24 protein-coding genes are annotated in these 24,348 nt (G+C 38.5%); 9 read left to right on the top strand and 15 right to left on the bottom strand.

Annotation, left to right across the window (positions count from 1 at the left end; translation table 11 throughout):
• Positions 1-61 precede the first annotated feature (61 nt).
• The 3 genes from ABN212_RS08455 (at position 62) to fetB (ending at position 2,601) form a co-directional block, all read left to right on the top strand.
• Complete coding sequence (locus ABN212_RS08455; protein ID WP_198630006.1) at positions 62-982, top strand: alpha/beta hydrolase family protein; 921 nt, start codon at positions 62-64, stop codon at positions 980-982.
• Between the two features lie 144 nt (positions 983-1,126).
• The gene (gene fetA / locus ABN212_RS08450) at positions 1,127-1,777 is read left to right on the top strand and encodes an iron efflux ABC transporter ATP-binding subunit FetA (RefSeq protein ID WP_198625668.1); all 651 of its coding nucleotides are present in this window, start codon (positions 1,127-1,129) and stop codon (positions 1,775-1,777) included.
• Positions 1,778-1,827: 50 nt separating this feature from the next.
• Positions 1,828-2,601 (top strand): iron efflux ABC transporter permease subunit FetB, encoded by a 774-nt coding sequence (gene fetB / locus ABN212_RS08445; protein ID WP_109372253.1) that lies wholly within the window; start codon positions 1,828-1,830, stop codon positions 2,599-2,601.
• A gap of 83 nt (positions 2,602-2,684) precedes the next feature.
• Here the strand turns inward: fetB and ABN212_RS08440 are convergent, their stop codons facing one another.
• From ABN212_RS08440 to ABN212_RS08420, 5 genes are all read right to left on the bottom strand, one after another.
• Positions 2,685-3,416 carry a DNA/RNA non-specific endonuclease gene (locus tag ABN212_RS08440; RefSeq protein WP_232797488.1) on the bottom strand — a complete coding sequence of 244 codons (732 nt, stop codon included), beginning with the start codon at positions 3,414-3,416 and terminating at the stop codon, positions 2,685-2,687.
• A 620-nt stretch (positions 3,417-4,036) separates the two neighbouring features.
• A complete protein-coding gene (locus ABN212_RS08435) occupies positions 4,037-4,480 on the bottom strand; it encodes a YcgN family cysteine cluster protein (protein WP_088495473.1) in 444 nt (147 codons plus the stop codon).
• A gap of 36 nt (positions 4,481-4,516) precedes the next feature.
• On the bottom strand, positions 4,517-5,173 hold the full coding sequence (locus ABN212_RS08430; RefSeq protein ID WP_198620001.1) for a fumarylacetoacetate hydrolase family protein: 657 nt from the start codon (positions 5,171-5,173) through the stop codon (positions 4,517-4,519).
• A gap of 53 nt (positions 5,174-5,226) precedes the next feature.
• Entirely contained in the window at positions 5,227-6,354 is a 1,128-nt protein-coding gene (locus ABN212_RS08425; protein WP_109372251.1) for a lytic murein transglycosylase, read from the bottom strand.
• A gap of 24 nt (positions 6,355-6,378) precedes the next feature.
• Entirely contained in the window at positions 6,379-6,666 is a 288-nt protein-coding gene (locus tag ABN212_RS08420) for a YcgL domain-containing protein (RefSeq protein ID WP_069369136.1), read from the bottom strand.
• A gap of 133 nt (positions 6,667-6,799) precedes the next feature.
• On the opposite strand from ABN212_RS08420, the gene minC reads away from it, so the two are divergent.
• From minC to minE, 3 genes are read left to right on the top strand one after another with little or no spacing between them, the layout of a single operon-like run.
• Positions 6,800-7,501 carry a septum site-determining protein MinC gene (gene minC / locus ABN212_RS08415; RefSeq protein ID WP_109372250.1) on the top strand — a complete coding sequence of 234 codons (702 nt, stop codon included), beginning with the start codon at positions 6,800-6,802 and terminating at the stop codon, positions 7,499-7,501.
• Between the two features lie 22 nt (positions 7,502-7,523).
• On the top strand, positions 7,524-8,336 hold the full coding sequence (minD, locus tag ABN212_RS08410) for a septum site-determining protein MinD (protein WP_109372249.1): 813 nt from the start codon (positions 7,524-7,526) through the stop codon (positions 8,334-8,336).
• Between the two features lie 3 nt (positions 8,337-8,339).
• Positions 8,340-8,609 (top strand): cell division topological specificity factor MinE, encoded by a 270-nt coding sequence (gene minE / locus ABN212_RS08405; RefSeq protein ID WP_023582089.1) that lies wholly within the window; start codon positions 8,340-8,342, stop codon positions 8,607-8,609.
• A gap of 356 nt (positions 8,610-8,965) precedes the next feature.
• Here the strand turns inward: minE and rnd are convergent, their stop codons facing one another.
• From rnd to ABN212_RS08380, 5 genes are all read right to left on the bottom strand, one after another.
• Complete coding sequence (gene rnd, locus ABN212_RS08400; RefSeq protein ID WP_198619999.1) at positions 8,966-10,084, bottom strand: ribonuclease D; 1,119 nt, start codon at positions 10,082-10,084, stop codon at positions 8,966-8,968.
• 99 nt (positions 10,085-10,183) lie between these two features.
• Positions 10,184-11,872: a long-chain-fatty-acid--CoA ligase FadD gene (gene fadD, locus ABN212_RS08395; RefSeq protein WP_349443102.1), complete on the bottom strand. Its 1,689-nt coding sequence runs from the start codon at positions 11,870-11,872 to the stop codon at positions 10,184-10,186.
• A 301-nt stretch (positions 11,873-12,173) separates the two neighbouring features.
• Entirely contained in the window at positions 12,174-12,770 is a 597-nt protein-coding gene (locus ABN212_RS08390) for a Slp family lipoprotein (protein WP_198619998.1), read from the bottom strand.
• A gap of 87 nt (positions 12,771-12,857) precedes the next feature.
• A complete protein-coding gene (gene tsaB / locus ABN212_RS08385; protein WP_109372245.1) occupies positions 12,858-13,559 on the bottom strand; it encodes a tRNA (adenosine(37)-N6)-threonylcarbamoyltransferase complex dimerization subunit type 1 TsaB in 702 nt (233 codons plus the stop codon).
• A gap of 92 nt (positions 13,560-13,651) precedes the next feature.
• Entirely contained in the window at positions 13,652-15,595 is a 1,944-nt protein-coding gene (locus tag ABN212_RS08380; protein ID WP_349443101.1) for an ATP-dependent DNA helicase, read from the bottom strand.
• Between the two features lie 85 nt (positions 15,596-15,680).
• Between ABN212_RS08380 and ABN212_RS08375 the strand changes: the two genes are divergently transcribed.
• Positions 15,681-16,025 (top strand): RidA family protein, encoded by a 345-nt coding sequence (locus ABN212_RS08375; protein ID WP_349443100.1) that lies wholly within the window; start codon positions 15,681-15,683, stop codon positions 16,023-16,025.
• Between the two features lie 138 nt (positions 16,026-16,163).
• Here the strand turns inward: ABN212_RS08375 and mdtI are convergent, their stop codons facing one another.
• From mdtI to zwf, 3 genes are all read right to left on the bottom strand, one after another.
• Positions 16,164-16,496: a multidrug/spermidine efflux SMR transporter subunit MdtI gene (gene mdtI, locus ABN212_RS08370; protein ID WP_198619995.1), complete on the bottom strand. Its 333-nt coding sequence runs from the start codon at positions 16,494-16,496 to the stop codon at positions 16,164-16,166.
• A 2-nt stretch (positions 16,497-16,498) separates the two neighbouring features.
• Entirely contained in the window at positions 16,499-16,939 is a 441-nt protein-coding gene (gene mdtJ, locus ABN212_RS08365; RefSeq protein WP_075671146.1) for a multidrug/spermidine efflux SMR transporter subunit MdtJ, read from the bottom strand.
• A 567-nt stretch (positions 16,940-17,506) separates the two neighbouring features.
• Positions 17,507-18,982: a glucose-6-phosphate dehydrogenase gene (gene zwf, locus ABN212_RS08360; protein WP_088495462.1), complete on the bottom strand. Its 1,476-nt coding sequence runs from the start codon at positions 18,980-18,982 to the stop codon at positions 17,507-17,509.
• 351 nt (positions 18,983-19,333) lie between these two features.
• Here zwf and ABN212_RS08355 point away from each other — a divergent pair, with 351 nt between their 5' ends.
• Together ABN212_RS08355 and pyk are read left to right on the top strand one after the other, a co-directional pair.
• Positions 19,334-20,176: a MurR/RpiR family transcriptional regulator gene (locus tag ABN212_RS08355; protein WP_099075468.1), complete on the top strand. Its 843-nt coding sequence runs from the start codon at positions 19,334-19,336 to the stop codon at positions 20,174-20,176.
• Between the two features lie 231 nt (positions 20,177-20,407).
• Positions 20,408-21,850 carry a pyruvate kinase gene (pyk, locus tag ABN212_RS08350; protein ID WP_088495460.1) on the top strand — a complete coding sequence of 481 codons (1,443 nt, stop codon included), beginning with the start codon at positions 20,408-20,410 and terminating at the stop codon, positions 21,848-21,850.
• An 80-nt stretch (positions 21,851-21,930) separates the two neighbouring features.
• Here pyk and lpxM read toward each other — a convergent pair whose 3' ends face one another.
• Together lpxM and mepM are read right to left on the bottom strand one after the other, a co-directional pair.
• Entirely contained in the window at positions 21,931-22,905 is a 975-nt protein-coding gene (gene lpxM / locus ABN212_RS08345; RefSeq protein WP_198619994.1) for a lauroyl-Kdo(2)-lipid IV(A) myristoyltransferase, read from the bottom strand.
• A gap of 105 nt (positions 22,906-23,010) precedes the next feature.
• Complete coding sequence (mepM, locus tag ABN212_RS08340; RefSeq protein WP_109372239.1) at positions 23,011-24,336, bottom strand: murein DD-endopeptidase MepM; 1,326 nt, start codon at positions 24,334-24,336, stop codon at positions 23,011-23,013.
• Positions 24,337-24,348: the final 12 nt, after the last annotated feature.

Raw genomic sequence — 24,348 nt, 5'->3', positions numbered from 1 at the left:
GTTTACTTATTATTAAAATAAAATTTCGTATTACCTCCCTACAAAAACAAATAAGGTGATCATGCGCATTTCACTTCTATTTTTACTCTCTACTTTTTTGCTTCCTTCTTTTGCAAGTTATGCAAAAATATCGACACATCTACTCCCACGGAAAGATGGTAGTGAAATTAGCTATTACTTGGATAAACGAGCTGAAAAAAACCAAACTCTATTAGTATTAATGCAAGGCTCTGACTGTAACAGCATTAAAAATAACATGTTTATCCAAGAAACCTTTGGTCAGTGGTTACCAAATAGTGATGTTCTCATGGTGGAAAAATACGGTATTACCGCCCTATTACCTTATTCACAATATGATGGTGAACGTGTTGATTGTCCTAAAATCTATAAGCGTCATGATAATCCCAAGCAACGAATCGAAGATTATGAAGCTGTGTTAGATAAATTATCCTCACAGTATCCGAATATTATTTTAATTGGTGGAAGTGAAGGCGCCACGATGGTGCATTTAGTGGTAACTAAGCGCAATGATATTAAAGCAGCTATTGCGTTAAATGGCGGGGGTCGTTTTTTTCTTGATGATGTTCTTTATAATATCCGCCATACCACACCGAAAGAATACGTTGAAGATGCTCTAAATGGCTTTCAGCAATTTGCTGACGCAATAAAAAATAATCAAATAGATGATGAACAATTTATAAGCGAACACAGTAAAATATGGTGGCAACAATTTTTTACTATCGATTTACTCAAAGTCATTAAAAGTAATCAACACACCCCTGTATTAATTATTCAGACACTTAATGACACTAATGTAAATGTCGATGCATTTCATCAATTAAGCCAAGATATCAATCAGCCTAATGTGAAATTTATTAAATACAATAAGCTAGATCATGGGTTTTATAATGAACAAGGCGAGCGTTTAACGAATGAAATAATCAGCGATATACAGCAGTGGTACTCTCAATATACAAAATAATTTTATCTTTTTTATTGGCTCGCATTCTTATTATCCTATACTTCAATAGTAACAAATTTGCTTACTAACTGATTTAAAGCAGGATCTTTATATCGTTAATTCTGTATAATAATTATTATTCTCTCTTTTAAGTTTGGGATAAGAATGGAAAGCACGACTGCACTTTTACGTCTTGATAAAATAAGTTATCGAGTCGATAACAAAACTATCCTCGATGATATCAATTTTGAACTTCAACCTTCTGAATTTAAACTTATCACAGGCCCTTCAGGTTGTGGTAAAAGTACCTTACTCAAGATTGTCGCTTCTCTATTATCACCTACCAAGGGTTCAATTTTCTTTGAAAATAAAGACTATTTAACGTTGTCACCCGAAGAATATCGTCAACAAGTTTCTTATTGCACTCAAACACCTATGTTATTTGGTGAAACTGTTTACGATAACCTTAAATTTCCTTATTTCTTACGAAAACTCTCAGTGGATGATAAGAAACTAGCACATGATTTGGATTATTTTTGTTTACCTGAATCCATTATGAAAAAAGGAATTAATGAACTTTCTGGCGGTGAAAAGCAGCGTATTTCACTGATAAGAAATCTGCAATTTATGCCAAAAATCTTATTACTTGATGAGATAACAAGTGCATTAGATGAAGATAATAAAACAAAAGTGAATGATGTTATTCACCAGTACGTTAAAGATCAAAATCTTGCTGTGTTGTGGGTTACTCACGATCAAAATGAAATAAAACACGCTGATGATGTGATTTTATTACCTTCTCACAATGATGCCTGATTTTTTATTTCTTTCTCAGTCATCCTTTTGTTATGAGCGAACATAATATTATGAACGAACATACGATAAGCAATGAATCTCTAATTTTCTCGCTTTTATTAGTTCTCGTGGCTATTTTTATTAGTCGCAAAGAAAAACTAGCTTTAGAAAAAGATATTATTTGGAGTACAGCAAGAGCCATTATTCAACTATTAATTGTTGGCTATGTCTTGACCTATATTTTCCATGTTGACCATTTTATTCTCACCTTCTTAATGGTGTTATTTATCTGCTATAACGCAGCTCATAATGCCAAAAAGCGAAGTAAATACGTTAAAGATATTTTTCTGATCTCATTTACTGCTATTACAACTGGGGCACTATTAACTTTAACTATTTTATTGCTCACCAGTTCTATTGCTTTTACACCAATTCAAATTATTCCTATTACGGGGATGATTGCGGGTAATGCGATGATAGCAACAGGGCTTTGTTATAATAATTTGGGTCAACGTTTTCAAAATCAACAACAGCAATTGCAAGAGATGTTAAGCCTTGGTGCGACACCTAAATTAGCCTCAATGAGTATTATTCGAGATAGCATTAAATCTTCATTGATCCCGACCGTTGATGCAGCAAAAACTGTGGGTATTGTGAGTTTACCGGGTATGATGTCAGGGCTTATTTTTGCCGGTGTTGATCCATTACAAGCTGTTAAATATCAAATTATGGTGACTTTTATGTTGATGGCAACAGCCAGTATTTCAACCATTATTGCTTGCTATTTAACCTATAAGAAGTTTTTTAATCAGCGACACCAGCTTATTAATCTTGAAAACCGCTAAATTATAGCCATTTAACTATATTGATAAAGGTCACTCAATTGAGTGACCTTTTTTATTACTTACTAAGAAATCGGTTTAAAATCTTATTTTAATACCGTACATCCCATTTTTTTGACTAACTCACCAGATTGAGATTTCACACCTTGAGCGCTTTCAGGTAATTGACTCCAAAGTGTTAGACCTGTACGTGCTTCCACTTCTGCCGCAGTTACTTGGAATTCACAGAAATTTGCTTTTTTCGGTGTTTGTTGATCCATAATAAACGCTGCATAAGAGGAGTTTTCAGGTGAATCATTTAGAAAAACCACTTTAAAATAAGCACTTGGAATTGTGTGATCTTTATCTGTACTTGGCAATTTACCCATATCTCTTTCATAGATAGGACCAGTAACTGTAAAGACTTTATGACCTTCTTTTGCCAAATTACGCTCTTGATCTTCTAATCGCACCCACGCACCTTGGTTTAAATCTGCTTTTTGTGGTGTGATATTCGAAAGATAGTTAAGTGCATTCCAACCAGGCAACGCAGCCAATGAAGCTAAAGGCGCCTGATGACCACGGTCAACTTTTAATGTGGCATTGGCATTTTTGTAATCCGTTGGCGATAAGGTTTCATCATTACCTAAAGCTGGGTCTTTTTTCCAGTTACGTGCTTTACCACTACCAATACTGTCTTTAGTCACTAAATAAGCAACCCAGTCCGCAAACTTGGTTTCGCTATTATTATTTAATGTATAAACATCACGTTGAATTGTGGTTTCACTGCCTCCTAATGGACAACCAATACCACAGTTTTCATCATTCATTGCACGCATTGAAGTATCACGCGCAACGGCAGATGGTTGTGTTTCAAGATCAGGCCCTACCATCGTCTCTGAATTGGCATAGCTAGTTGAAACCATAAGAAGTGATAAAATAATCGGGGTAATACGTTTCATATAAAATTCCTTTTTATAAAATGAAGAAACAAAAAAACTCGCCGAAGCGAGTTTTGATGTTTTAGATAAGAGAAAATCCATTCTTCTCTTTTAGTGAATTCTGGTAATAAACGATAAAGAAAAGCGCATCATTTTAATATTGATGTGCTTTTCAATGACTGAATACGACTCAGAATTTTGCTATAAAATATGGCGGGAATTTTCACAGCACTAAAATGCAAAAAGCCCCGCATAAGCGAGGCATTTATTCATTTAGTTGGTGAAATTCAAATTTCCCACCATGAGAATAATCATGGACTATATTTCCCATCTCGTCAATAGATTTTCTTAAAAAGATTATTTGATGAATATTTTTTCTCTTATTGGCATCAAATCAGGAATTTTTTATCATTGACATCATGTCAATCAGTATAGCTGACCCAGCAATATCTATTGTCATTACTTAGCTCCTTTAACAAAAAGCGCCTATAAAGGCGCTTTTTAATGAAAAGAAGTAATTAACCACGCCCTTTCGGACGATTAAGAATATGATCTTCCCAATCTTCAACTTCCGTTTCTGGTACCGCAATATATCTTACGGAAATATTGCCTTGGTGCATTTTTGCTTTATTACCTGCAATAAGTGGATGCCAACTTTGTAACGTCTTACCCTCTGCTAACAGGCGATACGCACATGTCATTGGTAGCCACTCAAATGTTGGTAAATTATACCGTGTAAGTTTGATACAATCTGGCTCATAACGGAAACGATCTTCATAATTACTGCATTGGCAAGTTTTAATATTTAGCTGATTACAAGCGACATTGGTAAAATATATCTCATCAGTATCGTCATCCATTAACTTGTGTAAACAACACTGTCCACACCCGTCACAGAGCGATTCCCACTCATCATCACTCATTTCATCTAATGTTTTAGTCTGCCAAAAAGCCTGTGTCATCTCTACGTTATTACCTTATTGCTCATCTAATACGAATTAAATAACCCGCGTTGTCAGCTGATGTTCATTAACACTTAATACCAACATATCGCCTGATTCTAGAGGACCAACACCTTCAGGTGTCCCCGTTAAAATCACATCACCAGGACGTAGAGTAAAAAAGCGAGACATATAGCTGATAAGGGGTAAAACAGGGGTTAGCATATCACGACTGTTACCCTGCTGACGAATCTCGTCATTAACACGTAACATTAAATCCGCATTTTGCGGGTCGCCAAATGAATTGACAGGGATAAAACCTGATAATGGTGCAGAGCCATCAAACGCTTTACTTTTTTCCCATGGTTGCCCTGCTTTTTTCAATTTACCTTGTAAGTCACGTAATGTGAGATCAAGACCAAGACCGAAACCCGCAATTGCACGATCAACCCTATCTTCGTTAGCTTGCTTAAGTGGCTGACCGATAAGTACCGCTAATTCAATTTCGTGATGAACCGCTCCCATATCTTTTGGGATAGAAATAGGTTGGCGAATATCACACATTGCTGTTTCTGGTTTGATAAAAATCACAGGCTCTTCTGAGCGAACGGACCCCATCTCTTTAATGTGATTTGCATAGTTACTGCCAACGCAAATCACTTTATTGACAGGAAAATCAAGTAACGCACCTTCCCAATCACGATGTTGATACATAATGTGTTCCTTTTAGGTAAATTGCTGTGTTTTATTTCACTATAAAAACGCGATTAGCTCGCGTTAGGTAGTGAATTTATTTTATTAGCAACACCATCAGCCATTGTGACAATGCTGAGGGCAAAAAAGTAAGAGCTGTTCCAATGCATAATCGTACGGAAGTTCTGTGTTACTAAATAGCTTCTGTGCAAATCATCATCAGGAATGATTAACCATACAGTCATAGCATCGTTCAATTGGCTATTTACAGGTAATTGAACACCCAACGCTTTCCATTGAGCGACCGTTTTTTTCTGTTCGGTCTTAATGCCTTCAAGCTGTTGGTTAAAATCTACCGATAAAGTAACCTGTTCTCCCCAAGGAAGTCCACTTTTCCAACCTTCAGTCGCTAAATAGTTAGCAGCCGAAGCAAATGCGTCTTCTTGAGTATTCCAAATATCGATTTTTCCATCACCATTGCCATCTGCGGCATAAGTTAGGAAGGAAGATGGCATAAACTGAGTTTGCCCCATAGCACCCGCCCAAGAGCCTTTGAGACGCTGTCCTTGAGGGATATGTCCTTCTTCAATAATCTCTAATGCTGCCATCAATTGACGAGCAAAAAGTTCTTCTCGACGGCCTTCAAACGCAAGCGTTGCAAGTGCAGAGACAACATCTTCTTTGCCTTGCACCTTACCAAAGCCACTCTCAAGTCCCCATAACGCAACAATATAGTTTGCAGGCACACCATATTTTTTGCTGATTTGTTCTAGGGTATCTTGATTCTCTTGATAAAGCTTAGCCCCTTGGTTTAAACGCCCATTGGTGACAATGCGCGGTAAATAAACATCGAGTGTGATTTTCTTTTCCGGTTGATTACGGTCTGATTTAATCACTCGTTCAATAAAATGTGCTTCTGAAAAAGCAAAATCTATTGTTTCTTGTTTATATCCCAATTGAGCTGCTTTCAATTTTAACGCTTCAACATAAGCAGGAAATTGTGCAGAAGTACGAGTTTCTTTAGGAAACGCTTGTTCTAACGATGCAACATTCACTTGTTTCCATCGAGGCATTTTTTGTGTTTCAACTGCCTTTTCCTCTGGTGCAGTAATTTGCCTTTCAGCCAATTTTTGTTGGCTATGAGTACACGCAGATAACATTAAACCGGAAACAATCACAGCGATGAATGAATATTTGAACATTTATGCTCCTTTTATCTCGATGATTTATTCAGTTTTTTCTGATTTTTTTAATTCATCTAAATAAGCATTTAACATACTTTCGACAGGGGGTGGAACTTGTAAGTAAAAACCCTGTTCAACTAATGCTTTTTTGACTTTTTCAATGTCAGCATGCGCTAAACGCTGTCTATCCGCGAGATTAAGCAACATTGAAAATTGTGGTTCGCCAAAACTTTGTAATAATTCGTCCGGAATTCGAGAGAAATCATCCTTTTTTTCGATGTATAAATAAGTTTGATCACGTTTGGTACTACGGTAAATTGCACAAATCATTTTCATTAAACTCTAATTATTAAAATAAGCGACTTGCCTGAATATTTTAGTAAATATAACATGCTTATATACTTTCGTAATATCGTCTCTGGTTTTTTGTGCCAGATTATAAAAAATTTACTGAGTCAGATAGATGTCAAACACGCCCATTGAGTTAAAAGGCAGTAATTTTACCCTTTCAGTACTCCATTTAAACGATGGAACACCGAAAGTTATTCGTCAGGCTATTTCAGAAAAAATTGCACAAGCGCCTCAATTTCTGAAAAACGCACCTGTGGTTATCAATGTCTCTGCTTTAGCAGATGAAAATATTGATTTTAAAAAACTGAGGCGAATTGTAGAAGATGCTGGCTTACGAGTCGTGGGAATTAGTGGTAGTTCAAACGCTCAACAGAAAGAAGCGATAATTGCCGCACAGTTACCTATCTTAAATGAAGGTAAAATAGTTAAGCCAAGCACTCAGGCAAATAACGATAAAACGAATGAAGCACCGACAGTTGTTCGTCAAAAAACAAAAATCATCCATACACCTGTGCGTTCAGGTCAGCGTATTTATGCTCAAAATAGCGATTTAGTCGTTATCAGTAATGTAAGTGCAGGCGCTGAATTAATTGCTGATGGTAATGTTCATGTCTACGGTGTGTTACGTGGACGTGTGCTTGCAGGAGCATCGGGTGATCAAGAGAGTCATATTTTTTGTACACATCTGTCTGCTGAACTTGTTTCTATTGCTGGTCAATATTGGCTAAGCGACCAAATTCCTACAGACTTTGTTGGTAAATCAGTACAACTGAGTTTGCAAGAGAATGAATTAACAATCGAGAACTTAATTTAGAGCATCGACAAGGAATCACTCCATGGCACGCATTATTGTTGTTACGTCAGGTAAAGGTGGGGTTGGTAAAACAACTTCCAGCGCGGCCATTTCTACCGGCCTCGCTCAAAAAGGTCATAAGACGGTTGTTATCGACTTTGACATTGGGTTGCGTAATCTAGACCTTATCATGGGTTGTGAACGTAGAGTTGTTTATGATTTTGTTAATGTTATTCAGGGTGATGCTTCTTTAAATCAAGCATTGATTAAAGATAAGCGTACAGAAAATCTATTTATTCTCCCTGCTTCACAAACAAGAGATAAAGACGCGCTCACTCGTGATGGTGTCGAACAAGTATTAGATGAACTTGATGAAATGGGTTTTGATTTTATTATCTGTGATTCACCTGCGGGTATCGAAAGTGGCGCTTTGATGGCTCTTTATTTCGCAGATGAAGCTGTTATCACCACAAACCCTGAAGTGTCATCAGTACGTGACTCCGACCGTATTTTAGGCATTCTTGCCTCGAAATCACGTCGTGCTGAACGTGGTGAAGAACCAATTAAAGAACATCTGCTATTAACACGTTATAACCCCGGTCGTGTTAACCGTGGTGATATGTTAAGTATGGAAGATGTCCTTGAAATTCTATGCATTCCACTCTTGGGTGTTATTCCAGAAGATCAATCTGTTTTACGTTCATCTAACCAAGGTGAACCTGTTATTTTAGATAGCGAGTCTGATGCGGGTAAAGCCTATTCAGATACAGTAAATCGTTTGTTAGGTGAAGAACATCCATTCCGTTTTATTGAAGAAGAGAAAAAAGGCTTTCTGAAACGCCTTTTTGGGGGGTAAAAGATGGCTTTACTAGATTTTTTCCTGTCGCGTAAAAAGTCGACAGCTAATATTGCCAAGGAGCGTCTACAAATTATCGTAGCAGAACGCCGCCGTGGTGATAGCGAGCCAGCTTATTTACCTGATATGAAAAGAGATTTATTAGGTGTCATCTGCAAATATGTGCAGATAGATCCAGAGATGCTTTCAGTTCAATTTGAACAAAAAGGTGATGATATCTCTGTATTAGAGCTAAATGTGACTTTACCTGAGAGTGAAGAACCTACAAAGTAAATCATATTTTACGCTTTATATAAGTCATTATTCACAGAGCCAGCCATGAACTATAATTAATTTGATTGGCTCTGTGTTTAATTATATACAAATTGAATACACCTGAATGCGCAAATAGCGCTATATCTCGTTGCTATTTTGATCATTGGTGATAAGTCAAAGGAGTTTTTTTATTCCGTTATAACGTTTATTTTACGCCCTGTTTATTTAGCTTATTAATCCGTATCACCTATTTTTTATAGGCGATTTTTTTGTGCGCAAAAAATAAGAGCCTCAAAAGAGACTCCTATTTATTGAACTAATGATACCGACTTCATTTCAAGTATTTGCTATTAGAAAATAAGCCGTTAACAAATTTAGGAATATTGTGCCAAAATTTCAGTGACTTTTTCTTCTAATAAGGCTTTACGCCAGCGTGAAGTAAGCTCAGGTTGCCCTTCTCTTATTTTCCAATGAACACTCAATAATTGATTTATTTGTCTTCTTGAGGCTAATAATTCAGGGTTATAACGCTTGTCTTCACTAATTTCTTGAATAACCGATTTGATTGCTTTAAACGCTTTTTTATAGTTTGGTTGTTCAATTAAATTGCCAATAGGCTCTGGGCAATCTTCATCTTTAATTTCTTTTGCCTTAGCAACAAAATCTAATAAGCGACGACCATGACAACGAATTTCTTGACCAGAAAGCGATAACGCATCTAATTCTGCTAGTGATGAAGGAAAATAACGAGCAACAGACCATAAATGTTCTTCTCTTACAACGAAGTTTAATGCCATATCACGAGATTTAGCTTGATTTAAACGCCACTGAGCAAGCATTTGTAAGCATGCTAGCTGTTGGCCTTTTAATTGCCATGCATTGCTAATATCACGATAGGCAAGCTCTGGTACAACCGTTTCTTGTCGACGTTCTGCAATCATGTTGCATTCATCTGCAATGGCATCCATATAGCCTGCTTCTTCAGCTTCTTTAATTAATTTTTCAGCTAAAGGTAGCAAATAGAAAACATCACCACTGGCATATTGGCACTGTTTTTCAGTTAAAGGTCGCGCTAGCCAATCTGTTCGAGATTCACTTTTATCGAGTGCAACATTTTCATATTTCTCAACTAATGTCGCAAAACCACAAGAAATAGGATGACCTAAGAATGCAGCAACGACTTGAGTGTCAATCATAGGTGTTGGAACACAGCCAAACTGGTGAGAAAAGACTTCGAGATCTTCACTTCCCGCATGGAGAAACTTCATAATGTCTGAGTTTGTTAGTAGCTCAACAAAAGGAGCCCAATCCTTAATTGCTAACGGATCAATAAGAGAGATCTGCTTACCGTCATACATCTGGATCAAACCAAGATGTGGGTAATAGGTTCGTATGCGGACAAACTCTGTATCTAAAGCTATTTGTGAAGCCTCAGAAGCGGCTTTACAGGCGGTATCTAATGCAGTGTCTGTCGTAATCAATTGATAATTCAAAACAGGTTTCTCTTATTTTTATGTCTAATGACTTTTTTATGTAATCACAAAAACGCCGGTATAAACCGGCGAAATTGAAAAAGGTTATTGAGTGTTGTATCAAGATTCAGTTGAGGTTTTCAACTCTTTTTCTTCATTTCTTAACTCTCTGCGTAAAATTTTACCAACATTTGATTTTGGTAATTCATCGCGGAACTCAATAATTTTAGGTACTTTATAACCTGTTAGGTAACGACGACAGTGTGTTTTTATCTCATCTTCTGTTAATGATGGATCTTTTTTCACAATGAAAACTTTAACTGCTTCACCTGAGTTTTTACTCGGTACGCCAATTGCAGCTGATTCTAAAACCTTAGGATGCGCCGTGACAACTTCTTCGACTTCATTAGGGTATACATTAAAGCCTGAAACTAAGATCATATCTTTTTTGCGATCAATGATACGAATAAAGCCTTCGTCATCCATTGTAGCAATATCACCAGTTGCAACCCAACCATCATGTAAAACTTCATCAGTTGCATCAGGACGATTCCAATAACCTTTCATTACTTGAGGACCACGAACCCACATTTCACCGCCTACAGTGCGGTCAACTTCGTTACCTTCATCATCCATAAACTTCACATCCGTTGAAGGTACAGGTAAGCCAATACTACCACTGTATTTTTTCAAATTATAAGGGTTACCAGTGACTAAAGGAGAACATTCAGTCAAACCATAACCTTCTAACAAATGTTTACCCGTTAACTCTTCCCACTCTTTAGCAACACTATTTTGAACGGGCATACCACCGCCAACAGAGAGGTTTAGTTTGGAAAAATCAAGCTGACGGAATTCTGGATTTTGTAACCAAGCATTAAATAAAGTATTTACGCCAGTAATTGCCGTGACAGGGTAACGTCCTAGCTCTTTAATTGTGCCTTTCACATCACGAGGGTTGGTAATAAGTAAATTTTTACCACCAATTTCAATAAAGAGCAGACAGTTTACGGTTAAAGCAAAAACGTGATATAGCGGTAACGCTGTAACCACCAGCTCTTTACCTACATTTAGTGCAGGTACATAAGCCGCTTTTGCTTGCTCAAGATTTGCCAACATATTGCGGTGCGTTAACATAGCACCTTTAGCAATACCTGTTGTTCCCCCTGTGTATTGCAAGAAAGCTAGGTCACTTCCTGTAATTTCAGGTTTGATATATTGCATACGATAACCAAAATGCATTGCTCTACGGAATGAAATGGCATCAGGCAAGTTATATTTAGGCACTAATCGTTTGATATATTTAACAACAAAGTCGACTAATGTTGCTTTAGGACGAGATAGCTGATCACCCATTCGGGTTAAAATAACGTGTTTAATACTGGTATTAAATACGATTTTTTCGAGCGTATGCGCAAAGTTAGAGACTATTACAATGGCATTTGCACCACTGTCATTTAATTGATGTTCAAGTTCTCTTGGTGTGTAAAGTGGGTTTACGTTTACGACAACCATGCCTGCACGAAGAATACCGAAAAGCGCGATAGGATATTGCAGTAAATTAGGCATCATTAAGGCAACACGATCACCTTTTTTTAATCCTAAGCCGTTTTGCAAGTATGCTGCAAAAGCACGGCTACGCTCTTCAAGTTTGCGATAAGTCATGACCTCGCCCATATTGATAAAGGCGGGTTGATCTGCGTAATTTGCGACAGCGTTTTCAAGCATCTCAGCAAGGGATGCAAAACGGTCCGGGTCAATTTCAGCCGGAACATCTGCCGGATAACGTTTAAGCCAGACTTTTTCCAAAGTAGTACTCCTGATTAATCGCACTTCTTGGGTTAATATTATGTTTCATTTTTAACAAAGTATTAACTCATCCTACCAGCACAAACAATTTTCTGTTGTGAAGATGCGAAGTGTGTCACTAAATATTTTATTTTTAGATTAACAAAAAAGAAGGCGGTCAAAACCGCCCTCTCTTTTATTTTTATTCAACTTTAATAACTCTATTAGATAGTTACCTAATATATTATAGATATTGATTATACACCGTTTCTCACAAATGGAGATAAAATATTATTTTGTCATGGAATCTAATACCCATTTTTTATTCTAAAACGGGCACAACCTGACCGGTTCCATATGGATATCCACCGTAACCGCCATATCCATGATGATAACCCCAATATGGGCCATCTCCATAATATCCCCATGTCATAACAGGTGCTGGCATAATGACTTGTTGTGTCAGCGTCCAACGTTTCATGCCCGTCACATCAATACGTAAAAATGGATAACTCGCTTCACCGACTTTGCCAGTTTCAACACCTTTAATAGTACCAACTACTGTTACATACTGATTTTTATAATCGGTAGGATCTAAGAAATGCATAACATTCGCATAGAGACGACCAATAGAAGGCTGTTGCAATTCGGGCGCAGCATCATATTGAGAAAGAGGCATAACAGCAATTTCTAGCTGTGTTGATGATTGAAGATTTTTAACATCAATCACACGTCCACCAAAACGCCCTTCTTGGCCAATATAAAGCTCAGGTGCAACAAAAACTCCATTTAAATCAGTAACAGGCGTTGCTGATGTACCTTTTATTGATTCAGGTATAGAGACGCATCCCGCCAGAAACAAAGCACCAGATAGAAATAGCGCTTTGCTTACCAAACGGTAGTTTAATTGTCTGTTCATAAACCACCTCATTGCAAGTCATTATTGACGTTACTCTATAGTACTATTATAGCTTTACTCTTCGATTTCTAATAGATACTCACAAATCTATTCACGACCGGGCAATTTTTTCCACGTCACTTCATTACGTAAATACACAGGCTCAGCGTCTTCAACTTTGGTTGCTTTACCTTCATGCCAAGCGGTTACAGCAAGGGGTAACATATCTTGTGCAGCAGGTAATGTAATCTCAGTTTCAACAACAGTGAAAGACAACGCTTTTTTTAAATCAGGATAAGCTTGCCAGCCTGTACCTGCCATTGCCCATGTTCCTGTTGTTGATTGTAATGCTTCAATAAACTGCTCAGGTTTCATCACCGCTTCAGTGTCTTCCCCCACCCAAGCACCTGCATCATTACGCTGATATTGAGCGCAATAGATTTCACCCATACGCGCATCGATTGCCACGAGAACTTGTTTAATACCCGTTGTTCTAAAGACACCTTCAGCCATTGTGGCAAGTGATGAAATACCAATCATGGGCAACTCAGCACCTAACGCAATACCTTGTGCAACACCAACACCAATACGAACGCCAGTAAAGCTCCCTGGGCCTCGTCCAAAAGCAAGTGCATCTAATGATTGCAATGTGATGTTTGCTTCTTCTAAGGCGCTTTTCACCATAGGTAAAATCTTTTGTGTATGTTCACGAGGTGAGATTTCAAAACGTGAAGCAACAACGCCTTCATTCCAAACTGCAACTGAACAAGATTCTGTTGCAGTATCAATTGCTAAAATTCGCAGTGACACGCCATAACTCCGGCAAATTCGATAATTAAAAGAGGAATAATAATATCATAATAGTGTTCAACAGAATAAACACACATTCTGTGCGATCGCTATTATGAATCCGATATTTCTTGTATTTCATTCTGCTGTGCGCGTTGGCTCAAAAATTTCATTGTTTTTTCGAGTGAACGCGTTCGTGGTGATGGTGGCAGACTACTTAAAAAAACCTCGCCATATGCACGAGAAACCAATCTATCATCACAAACTATAATTGCACCATAATCGTGTACATCACGAATTAATCGCCCGACACCTTGTTTTAAACTAATAACAGCATCAGGAATTTGGACATCTTTAAAGGCATCTCCGCCCCGCAACTCACAATCTTCAATACGTGCTCTTAATAAAGGATCATCAGGTGCTGTAAAGGGTAATTTATCAATAATCACACAAGACAATGTATCTCCACGCACATCAACACCTTCCCAAAAACTTTGAGTCGCCACTAAAAGCGCATTTCCTGATGAGATAAATTTTTGCAGTAATTGCGTTTTACTCATCTCTCCTTGCATCAATACGGGTAATGGCAAACTGGCTTTGAATTCTTCGGCAAGTCCACGCATCATGGCATGTGAAGTACAGAGGAAAAAACAGCGACCTTGGTTTTTTAAAATAACAGGCGTGAGCATAGTGGCTAAACGTTTCGCCGTATAAGATTGATTTAATGGTGGCAAATAACGTGGTACACAGAGTAATGTTTGACGTTGATAATCAAACGGACTGTTTAAAATCAGTGTTGTCGCATTTTCTAAACCGAGCCTGTCTGTGTAATAAGACATCTGTTCATTTACAGAAAGTGTTGCAGAGGTAAACACCCAACTACTTTTATGTGATTTGATAAGCTCACGAAATTTATCGGCCACAGAAAGTGGCGTAATGGCCAGTAAAAAATGGCGACCATAACTTTCAAACCAGTAGCTATAACCCGGAATTGTGGTATCAATCAGGCGTTTTAAGCGATTGCGATAAACGGTGGCGCGTTCAAAAGCACTATCAAGTAATTGGCTTCGCCCTAACGAAAGTTTCATTACGTCATAGCTCAGTTCTAAGGCATCATCCAGTAACGTAAGAAAACGTTTTGTTTCACCACCTTGCAATAGCTCACGTAAATTTCCACGATACCCCGTATCACCTAACGCTAAGCGAAAATCCATCACCATTTGCGTTAATCTATCAGCGCTTTTTTGCAACTGAACTTGATCACGGACTTCTGTGCGATAAGCAACTGTCATGTCTCTGGCGAGATCAAAAAGCTGTCTACTGGTAAGTTGTTGACCAAAATAGTGACTAGCGATATCTGGAATTTGATGGGCTTCATCAAAGATCATAATTTCAGCTTCCGGAATTAGCTCACCAAAACCAGTATCTTTAACGACAGTATCCGCCATAAATAAATGGTGATTAACCACCACAATATCCGCATCCATTGCTTTTTTACGTGCACTTAAAACATAACACTCTTTATAGCGAGGGCAATCACTGCCTAAACAGTTATCGTTAGTACTTGTGACTAAAGGCCAAACACGACTGTCTTCAGCCACGCTATGACAACGGCTCACATCACCATCTTCTGTCTGCGTTGACCATTGACGCACATACATTACATCAGACAAAACTTCGGCCTCGAGATCACCACCACTCAGCATTTGCTGATCAAGCCTTTCCAAGCAGAGATAGTTAGAACGCCCTTTTAATAACGCCGTATTACCATCATAATTAATCGCTTCAATGATCGTGGGTAAATCTCGACTATATAATTGATCTTGCAAGGCTTTAGAGCCTGTTGAGATAATCGTTTTTTTACCCGAACGCAACGCGGGCACAAGATAAGCATACGTTTTTCCTGTCCCTGTACCCGCTTCAGCGATAAGTACACCTTGCTTATCAATAGTTTCCTCTATTGATTTCGCCATTTGTCGTTGAGCTTCACGGGGATGAAATCCTGGAATAGTTCGGGTTAAAATCCCGTTTTCTGCAAAATCGTCTGACACAGGCATACTCTTTTTATAAAATAAGACGTAAATTATGCCAGTGGATAACCAAAAGTACCACCTATGCCGTTAATACAAAGGAGAACTCATAATGACAATTAAACGTATCGACCCTGAAGATCGCTGGTCTGAAGCTGTTATTCATAACGACACAATTTATTACACTGCGGTGCCAGAAAATTTATCGGGCGATATTATTGAACAAACAGCAAACACATTAGCGGCAATTGACGTTTTGTTACAACGTGTAGGTTCTGATAAAACTAAAATTCTTGATGCAACCATTTTTTTAGCTAATAAAGAGGATTTTGCAGGAATGAATCAAGCGTGGGATGCATGGGTTGCCAAAGGTAGCGCACCAGTGCGTTGTACTGTACAAGCACAATTAATGCACCCTGAATATAAAGTTGAAATTAAGATTATTGCGGCTATATAAATAGGTATTATTTATTGACCTGTTACGTTTATATAAAAAAGCTGAATTCATAAGAACTCAGCTTTTTAATGTCACTTATTTGCTGTAATAATTAGATTTTTTGTTTTATCAATATCTCATTTATTAAGTTAATTAGATTTAGGCAAATTTAATCATTATCATACCAACCAGTAATAATATAATTCCACCCCATCCTTTATAATTGAGTCGTTGATTAAATAAGATCCAACCCGCGGCAATGGTTGCAATAATTCCGAATGCTCCCCAAAGTGCATAAGCAACAGAAAGCTCTATCCCTTTGACTGCCATTGCCAGTGCACTAAAGGCACCTAATACACAAAACAGTGATAATATTCCTAATCCCATTCGGCTAAAACCGTTAGACATTTTTAAGAATATATTCGCGACAATCTCGAGCACTACGGCAAGTATCAGAAACGCACCATGCCACCATTCAAATTGAGCTAACATAATTAAGCCTCCTTGATATTGGCAGGAATTGGCTTATTCGCTCCTTTTACAGCACTGGCAACGTGCTTGGCTTTACCGGCAATACTTTTTACCGATTCTGTTGTTTTCTTAGCAACAGCCGATTTTTTAGTACCTGATTTTATAAGCGTGATCCCTGCAATTAACATTGCTAGACCACCTAATTTTAATGGTGAAAGTGATTCACCAAACCACAGAACGCTGAATGTCGTAATAATGACAATTCCAATACCTTCCCACAGTGCATATGCTACACCTAATGCCACTTTTTTAACGGCTATGGCTAAAAAGATATAGGAAGTGGCAATCATTAACCACATCACTATCATACCGGTGTAACCACCGCTTACACTGGCGTACTTCATCGATAAAGTACCGATAACTTCACAAACAATAGCTAATGCTAAAAATATCCAATAAATCATTTTTTCATCTCTCATACACATTTGAAATACGCCGAAACGTTTCTTGCGCAGAAGATAGAGAATATGTAGATAGTCTTTCTGGCGGCAATAGTAGCCAAACGTTAAGGCAACGTCATTTCCTGATAACTCAGGAATTAAGATGAGAGATTTCTATAATGCGCCACACCAGTAGTGTTCGCTGGATAAAATAGCAGAAAGGAATAACTTATAGGTAGAACGTTTAACTTTGACGCTTTTGGCGCTAGTCATGATTATTTATTCTTTCATCGCACAGACCATCCGCACGATATACTCCGAACCCTCATATAAGATGGTTAAATGTTACATGATATTTCTATCACGCCAAATTATTTAAAGCAATGCTTTTGAGGAAAATTTTTTAGTTAATTGGTTGGTTTTGTTTAAGTTTTAATTTCCAACTTAAATTAGATTGCATAGTTAATCAGTAGTTTTACGATCCTTCAGCGGTTTTATTCATCTAAAGCGCTGTATCTATGCTTAGAGGTAAAAAATACCCAGCAAAGCTGGGTATCTTAATCGTCGAATAAACAATAAAGACGTTATTGATTATTCAATTTCATTCCAAGAACGACCATCACGAGTGATCATTGCAACAGATGCAACAGGCCCCCATGTACCAGCTTGATAGGGTTTAGGTAGCTCATTATCGCATTCCCATGCATTGATAATTGAATCAACCCATTTCCATGCTTCTTCCACTTCGTCACGACGCACGAATAGCGCTTGAATGCCACGCATGGCTTCTAACAATAAACGCTCATAAGCATCCGCTAAATGCGTTTGGTTGAATGTTTCAGAGAAACTCAAGTCCAGCTTAGTTGTTTGTAAACGGTGTTTATGATCAAGACCAGGTGCTTTGTTTAGCACTTCAATATCGATACCTTCATCTGGCTGTAAACGGATAGTCAGCTTATTTTGAGGTAACTCTTGATAAGTCTCACTGAAAATATTCAGCGCAGGCTTTTTAAAATAAACCACAACTTCTGAACATTTACTTGGTAGGCGTTTACCTGTTCTTAAATAGAACGGAACACCTGCCCAACGCCAGTTATCGATATCAGCGCGGATTGCCACAAATGTTTCTGTATTGCTGGTTTTATTGGCACCTTCTTCATCAAGATAACCAGGTACTTTTTTACCTTGTACAAAACCACCCGTATATTGTCCACGAACTGTTTTTTCGCGAATATTTGTGTTATCAATACGACGCAGTGAACGTAAAACTTTCACTTTTTCTTGACGAATGCTGTCAGCTGTTAAGTCAGCTGGCGGGGACATTGCAATCATAGTCAGGATTTGTAATAGGTGATTTTGCACCATATCTCGCATTTGACCTGCTTGATCGAAGTATCCCCAACGCCCTTCAATGCCCACTTCTTCCGCAACCGTAATTTGGACATGATCAATCGTTTTATTGTCCCAGTTGTTAACAAACAGTGAGTTTGCAAAGCGCAATGCTAATAGGTTTAAAACGGTTTCTTTACCTAAATAGTGGTCAATACGATAAATTTGAGTCTCTTTAAAGTATTTCGCCACGCTATCGTTAATAGAAACAGAAGACGCTAAATCTGTCCCTAATGGTTTTTCCATTACGACACGATTAGGCTCTTTATTTAATTTTGCATGACCTAGTCCCTGACACATTGCGCTAAAGGTACTTGGAGGCATAGCAAAATAATAGATAGCGGGTAATTTATCTTGTTTTAGATGCTTTGATAACTCAATGAAATGGTCGGTTTCATTAACATCAAGATTACAAAAATCTAAGCGATCACTTAAACGCTGCCAAATTTCAGGGTTAATTTCTTCTTTTAAAAAGGTTTTTAACGCTTCATGAGCGACATTTTTATATGCCTCAACATCCCAATCAGCACGACCGACACCAATAATGCGAGAGTCAGGGTGAATATATCCTGCTTTCTCCAATTGATATAATGATGGAATGAGCTTACGGCGTGCTAGATCCCCTTTCGTACCGAAGATAACCAGATCACAGGCCTGAGCAGTCGATATCGCTGCCATAGAACGTCTCCTCATGATGAGATTTTGTAATTTTGTTACAGAATTTTGTATTAATGTACTCTTTTGGATGTATTCAGTAAATACACTTGCACATATTAGTCTTTAACTTACCACACATATTGTAATGCTTCATTTTATGCCTAGCGTTTTATCCTTTCTTGTAACTTTACAACAGTTTTGTTTCTTGTTTTCAGCTTTGAAAGTTAGACACACGTCATACTTTAACGAAAAAAGCCCTGTTTACCGATGGTTTACACTGCAAGCCTTGTTCTTTGCGTAGTATATTTTCATAAAACCGTTATAGATTTCTCCTTTTATTGAAATTGGCAAAGCCAAGGATCTGTATATTTAATGAATATATTGGAAAGGGTTCAGTCTAATCTGGACATCTTGAGTAAATCAGAAAAAAAAGTCGCAGAGGCTGTTTTAACTGCGCCACAAACAGTTATCCATTCAAGCATTGCCTTAATGGCTAAAACGGCTGATGTCAGTGAGCCGACTGTTAATCGATTTTGCCGACGTATGGCAACAAAAGGATTTCCTGATTTCAAATTACAATTAGCACAAAGCATTGCCAACGGTACGCCTTATGTAAATCGTAATATTGATGATTCCGATACTGTCTCTTCTTATACCAATAAAATTTTTGAATCAGCAATGGCAGGACTTGAAAACGTTAAAAACAATATTGATATCGCAGCGATCAATCGTGCAGTTGATATTTTGACGCAAGCTAAAAAAATCTCTTTTTTTGGTTTAGGTGCATCAGCAGCCGTTGCTCACGATGCCATGAATAAGTTTTCTCGTTTTAATATTCCTGTCACTTATTTTGATGATGTTGTTATGCAACGTATGAGTTGCATAAATAGTACTGATGGTGATGTGGTCGTTATTATTTCACATACAGGACGTACTAAAAATTTAGTTGAAATTGCCAAAATCGCACGCGAAAACGATGCAGCGGTTATTGCTATTACAACCCCAGGCTCTCTTTTAGCCTCTGAAGCAACCCTTCCCATCTTGCTTGATGTACCTGAAGATACTGATATTTACATGCCAATGATCTCCCGCCTTGCACAACTCACTATTATTGATGTTCTTGCAACAGGATTTATTTTACGCCGAGGACCAAAATTCAGAGATAACTTGAAGCGCGTCAAAGAAGCTTTACGTGATTCACGGTTTGATAAGTAATCGTTTTTAATTATTCTGTTAGTATAGTCACACTTCCAATTGTGCCCCTGACTAGATAAGTTTTTGAAAAATGGTAGCATATCTGCGAGCTAACTCTCGCATATAATGAAAACAGTAGTGTATGTTGCAATTAGCTTGAAACGTTTCACTTAACATATTGGGTAAAACACAGTCTGATTTCTGTTTTATCCAATTGCCAACACCTTTCGTTCAAGGTCAACGGAGTAATACATGTCCAGACGGCTCAGAAGAACAAAAATTGTTACCACCTTAGGCCCAGCAACAGATCGTGATAATAACTTAGAAAAAATTATTATTGCTGGCGCGAATGTTGTTCGATTAAATTTCTCTCATGGTTCTGCGGAAGATCATCTTGCTCGTGCTAATCGTACGCGTGAAATTGCAGCAAGATTAGGTCGCCATGTTGCTATTCTCGGGGATTTACAAGGCCCTAAAATCCGTGTATCGACCTTTAAAGACGGAAAAGTTTTCCTGAATGTCGGTGATAAATTCTTGCTTGATGCGGCGCTAGAAAAAGGCGAAGGCAATCAAAATCAAGTGGGTATTGATTATAAAGGCTTACCAGCCGATGTGGTTCCAGGCGATATTTTACTTCTTGATGATGGTCGCGTTCAGTTAAAAGTCCTTAAAGTGGATGGTTTAAAAGTCTTTACTGAAGTGACTGTGGGCGGTCCTTTATCTAACAATAAAGGGATTAACAAACTGGGTGGTGGTCTCTCCGCTGATGCGTTAACAGAAAAAGATAAGCAAGATATCATCACTGCTGCAAAAATTGGTGTTGATTACCTTGCCGTTTCATTCCCAAGAACTGGCGAAGATCTTAACCTTGCCCGCCGTTTAGCCCGTGATGCTGGCTGTGAATGCCAAATCGTTTCAAAAGTAGAACGAGCTGAAGCGGTTGCTAATGATGAAATCATTGATGAAATCATTCTAGCTTCAGATGTGGTGATGGTTGCTCGTGGCGATTTAGGCGTTGAAATTGGTGATCCTGAGTTGGTTGGCGTACAGAAAAAATTAATTCGTCGTGCTCGTCAGCTTAATCGTGTCGTTATCACTGCGACTCAAATGATGGAGTCCATGATAACAAATCCAATGCCAACTCGTGCCGAAGTAATGGACGTTGCTAACGCCGTATTAGATGGTACTGATGCTGTTATGCTTTCAGCAGAAACAGCTGCTGGACAATATCCAGCAGAAACAGTCGCTTCAATGGCGCAAGTCTGCTTAGGTGCTGAGAAAATGCCAGCTGCCAATGTTTCTAAGCACCGTTTAGATATGGTGTTTGATACAGTGGAAGAAGCCATTGCAATGTCTACAATGTATGCAGCTAACCATATGAAAGGCGTTAATGCGATTATTGCGATGACTGAATCAGGTCGTACTGCACGCATGATGTCTCGTATCAGTACAGGCTTACCTATTTTCTCAATGTCTCGTCATGAGAAAACATTGAATCAGACTGCACTTTATCGTGGCGTAACCCCCGTTTATTGCAGTACTCACACTGACGGTATTGCCGCTGCTAATGAAGCAATTGGTCGTTTGCGCGATAAAGGTTTCTTAGTTTCAGGTGATTTAGTGCTAGTCACTCAAGGTGACCAAATGGGCACAGTCGGTAGCACCAATACATGCCGTATTTTGACTGTTGAATAACTCAGAGTCTTAAATATTAATAACAAAATGGGCACTTTATTAAGTGCCCATTTTTTATTTGGTTATTTCTTGTGCAAGAACTAGTCTAGGATATTCTCACGTGCATAAGGCTCTATTTCACCCTCTTTACGTGTCTTAAGTAATTTTAAGATCCACGTATATTGCTCTGGCGTTGGTGTCACTAGTGCTTCTAACTCTTCATTCATTCTGCGTGCAATGTACGCATCATCTTTATCTTCAATATCATCCATTGGTTCACGAACAATAATACTAAGCTGATGTGTTTTATGACAATACACTGGGAACAACGGTACGATAGCAGCTCGGCATACTTTCATTAACCGCCCAATCGCGGGTAATGTCGCTTTATAAGTACCGAAAAAATCGACAAATTGGCTATGCTCTGCACCGTGATCTTGGTCGGGCAGATAATAGCCCCAGTAACCTTGTCGCACAGAAGAAATAAAAGGCTTAATACCTGCTTCGCGTGAATGTAATCGACCATCAAAATGATGACGTGCTTTATTCCATAAATAATCAGCAACAGGATCTTTTTGGTGGTGAAACATCGCGGCCATCTTCTGACCTGTTGATGCTAATAGCATTGCAGGGATATCAACTGCCCAGCCATGAGGCACCATAAAAATGACATTACGGCCTTGCGCTTTAAAACGCTCAATAATTTCTAGCCCCTGCCAAGATGTGCGTTTTAATATACGCTCAGGGCCTCTTAAACAAAGCTCTGCTAACATCACAAAGGATTGGGGGGCAGTTTCAAACATACTGTCGAGTACATTTTCACGTTGCGTTTTATTCCATGTTGGAAAACAGTATCTCAAGTTGATATCTGCACGACGTCTTGCGCTTTTCGCTTTACGTCCAACAAAACGGCCAATAGAAGCAAGAAAGGGATCACGCCATTTTACTGGCATATAAGCCAATACACTTAATACACCTGCACCTAGCCAAGTTCCCCAATGACGAGGATGCAAATACGCACGGTGAAAAGTGGGCACATAACCCGCTTTGCTATCTGTATCTTTTTCTTTATTCATCAGATAATTCTCTGAATTGATACCCCTAATAGGCGTAAAAAACATTAAAACAAAAACGGATGATATCAATCATCCGCTTTTATGTCTTTAAAATCGTGTTTATTGTCAATCGGCTAGCACTAACTGAGGTTTAATCTCTTTTACTTTAGCAAGATATTCTTGTTTATCTTTACCTGTTAAACCGTCAGCGCGAGGCAATGTTGCCGTTAATGGATTGACTGCTTGTTGGTTGATCCACATTTCATAATGTAAATGAGGCCCCGTAGAACGCCCTGTATTTCCTGATAACGCAATTCTATCGCCACGCTTAACACGCTGTCCTGGTTTTACCAATAATTGACGTAAGTGCATATAACGTGTTGTGTATTGGCTACCATGACGAATAGCGATAAAGTTACCTGCGGCACCACTGTATTTAGCCACAATAACTTCACCATCTCCTGTTGCTAATACTGGAGTACCTACTGGCATCGCAAAATCAACACCTTTATGTGCAGCTAAACGCCCCGTAACAGGGTTAATACGACGAGGGTTAAATTGAGAGGAAACTCTAAATTGCTTCACAGTTGGGAAACGCATAAATCCACGTTCTAATCCACCCGCTTGGCTATCGTAGAAACGACCATCTTCAGCAAGGAACGCATAATAATCTTTACCCGCACTACGTAAACGGACACCAACTAGCTCACTTTGCTCGGTACGCCCATCAAGCACTTCACGAGAAAATAGTGCCGCAAATTGGTCACCACTTTGTAATTTTTTAAAGTCCACTTGCCACTGTAATGCTTTGGTAACGGCGCGTGCTTCAGCATTGGTTAAACCTGCATTTGTTGCACTGACAGAAAAACTCCCACGAATAACACCTGTGGTTACACTGTTCTTCCATTCACCTTTTTGAAACTCTTTTGTTTCTTTAAAACCCGTTTCGGTACGGGTATAAACGCGAGTTTCGCGACGAGAAACACCCCAGCTTAATTCTTGAAGCAATCCATTATCATCAAGTTCCCAGCTAATAGGTTGCCCTATTTTGAGGTTTCTAAGATCTTTATTTTGATTAGAGATAGTCGCGATATCCGCAGAATCAATACCAAACTGAGTCAGAATTGAACTTAATGAATCGCCACTAGAAACAATATAAGTATGGGGAACTTGCGCAACCGCAGTGCTTGTATCAGTGCCATCATCAGTATCAACTAATCCTTCATTGGTAAGCTGATCACTACTATCAGTGATAATGTCATCGGTATTTTCGCCTTGATTGGCAAGAGGCATTTGAATGCTGACTGGAACTTCTCGGCTTTGCTCATTTTGAAGTACCACAGGCCGCCAAATTGCGACGGCCAAGGTTGCTGCAGTTAACGAACCAAGCATGATCTTATGTGGGAGTGGTAAACTTAAATATACCTGTGCAATGGATTTCTTCTGCTGCACGCTCTTAATTCC

The organism is Proteus genomosp. 6 (assembly GCF_040139785.1).
Taxonomy (GTDB): domain Bacteria; phylum Pseudomonadota; class Gammaproteobacteria; order Enterobacterales; family Enterobacteriaceae; genus Proteus.
Note: the sequence above shows the minus strand (reverse complement) of the source record. Positions and strands in the feature narration are given on the sequence as shown.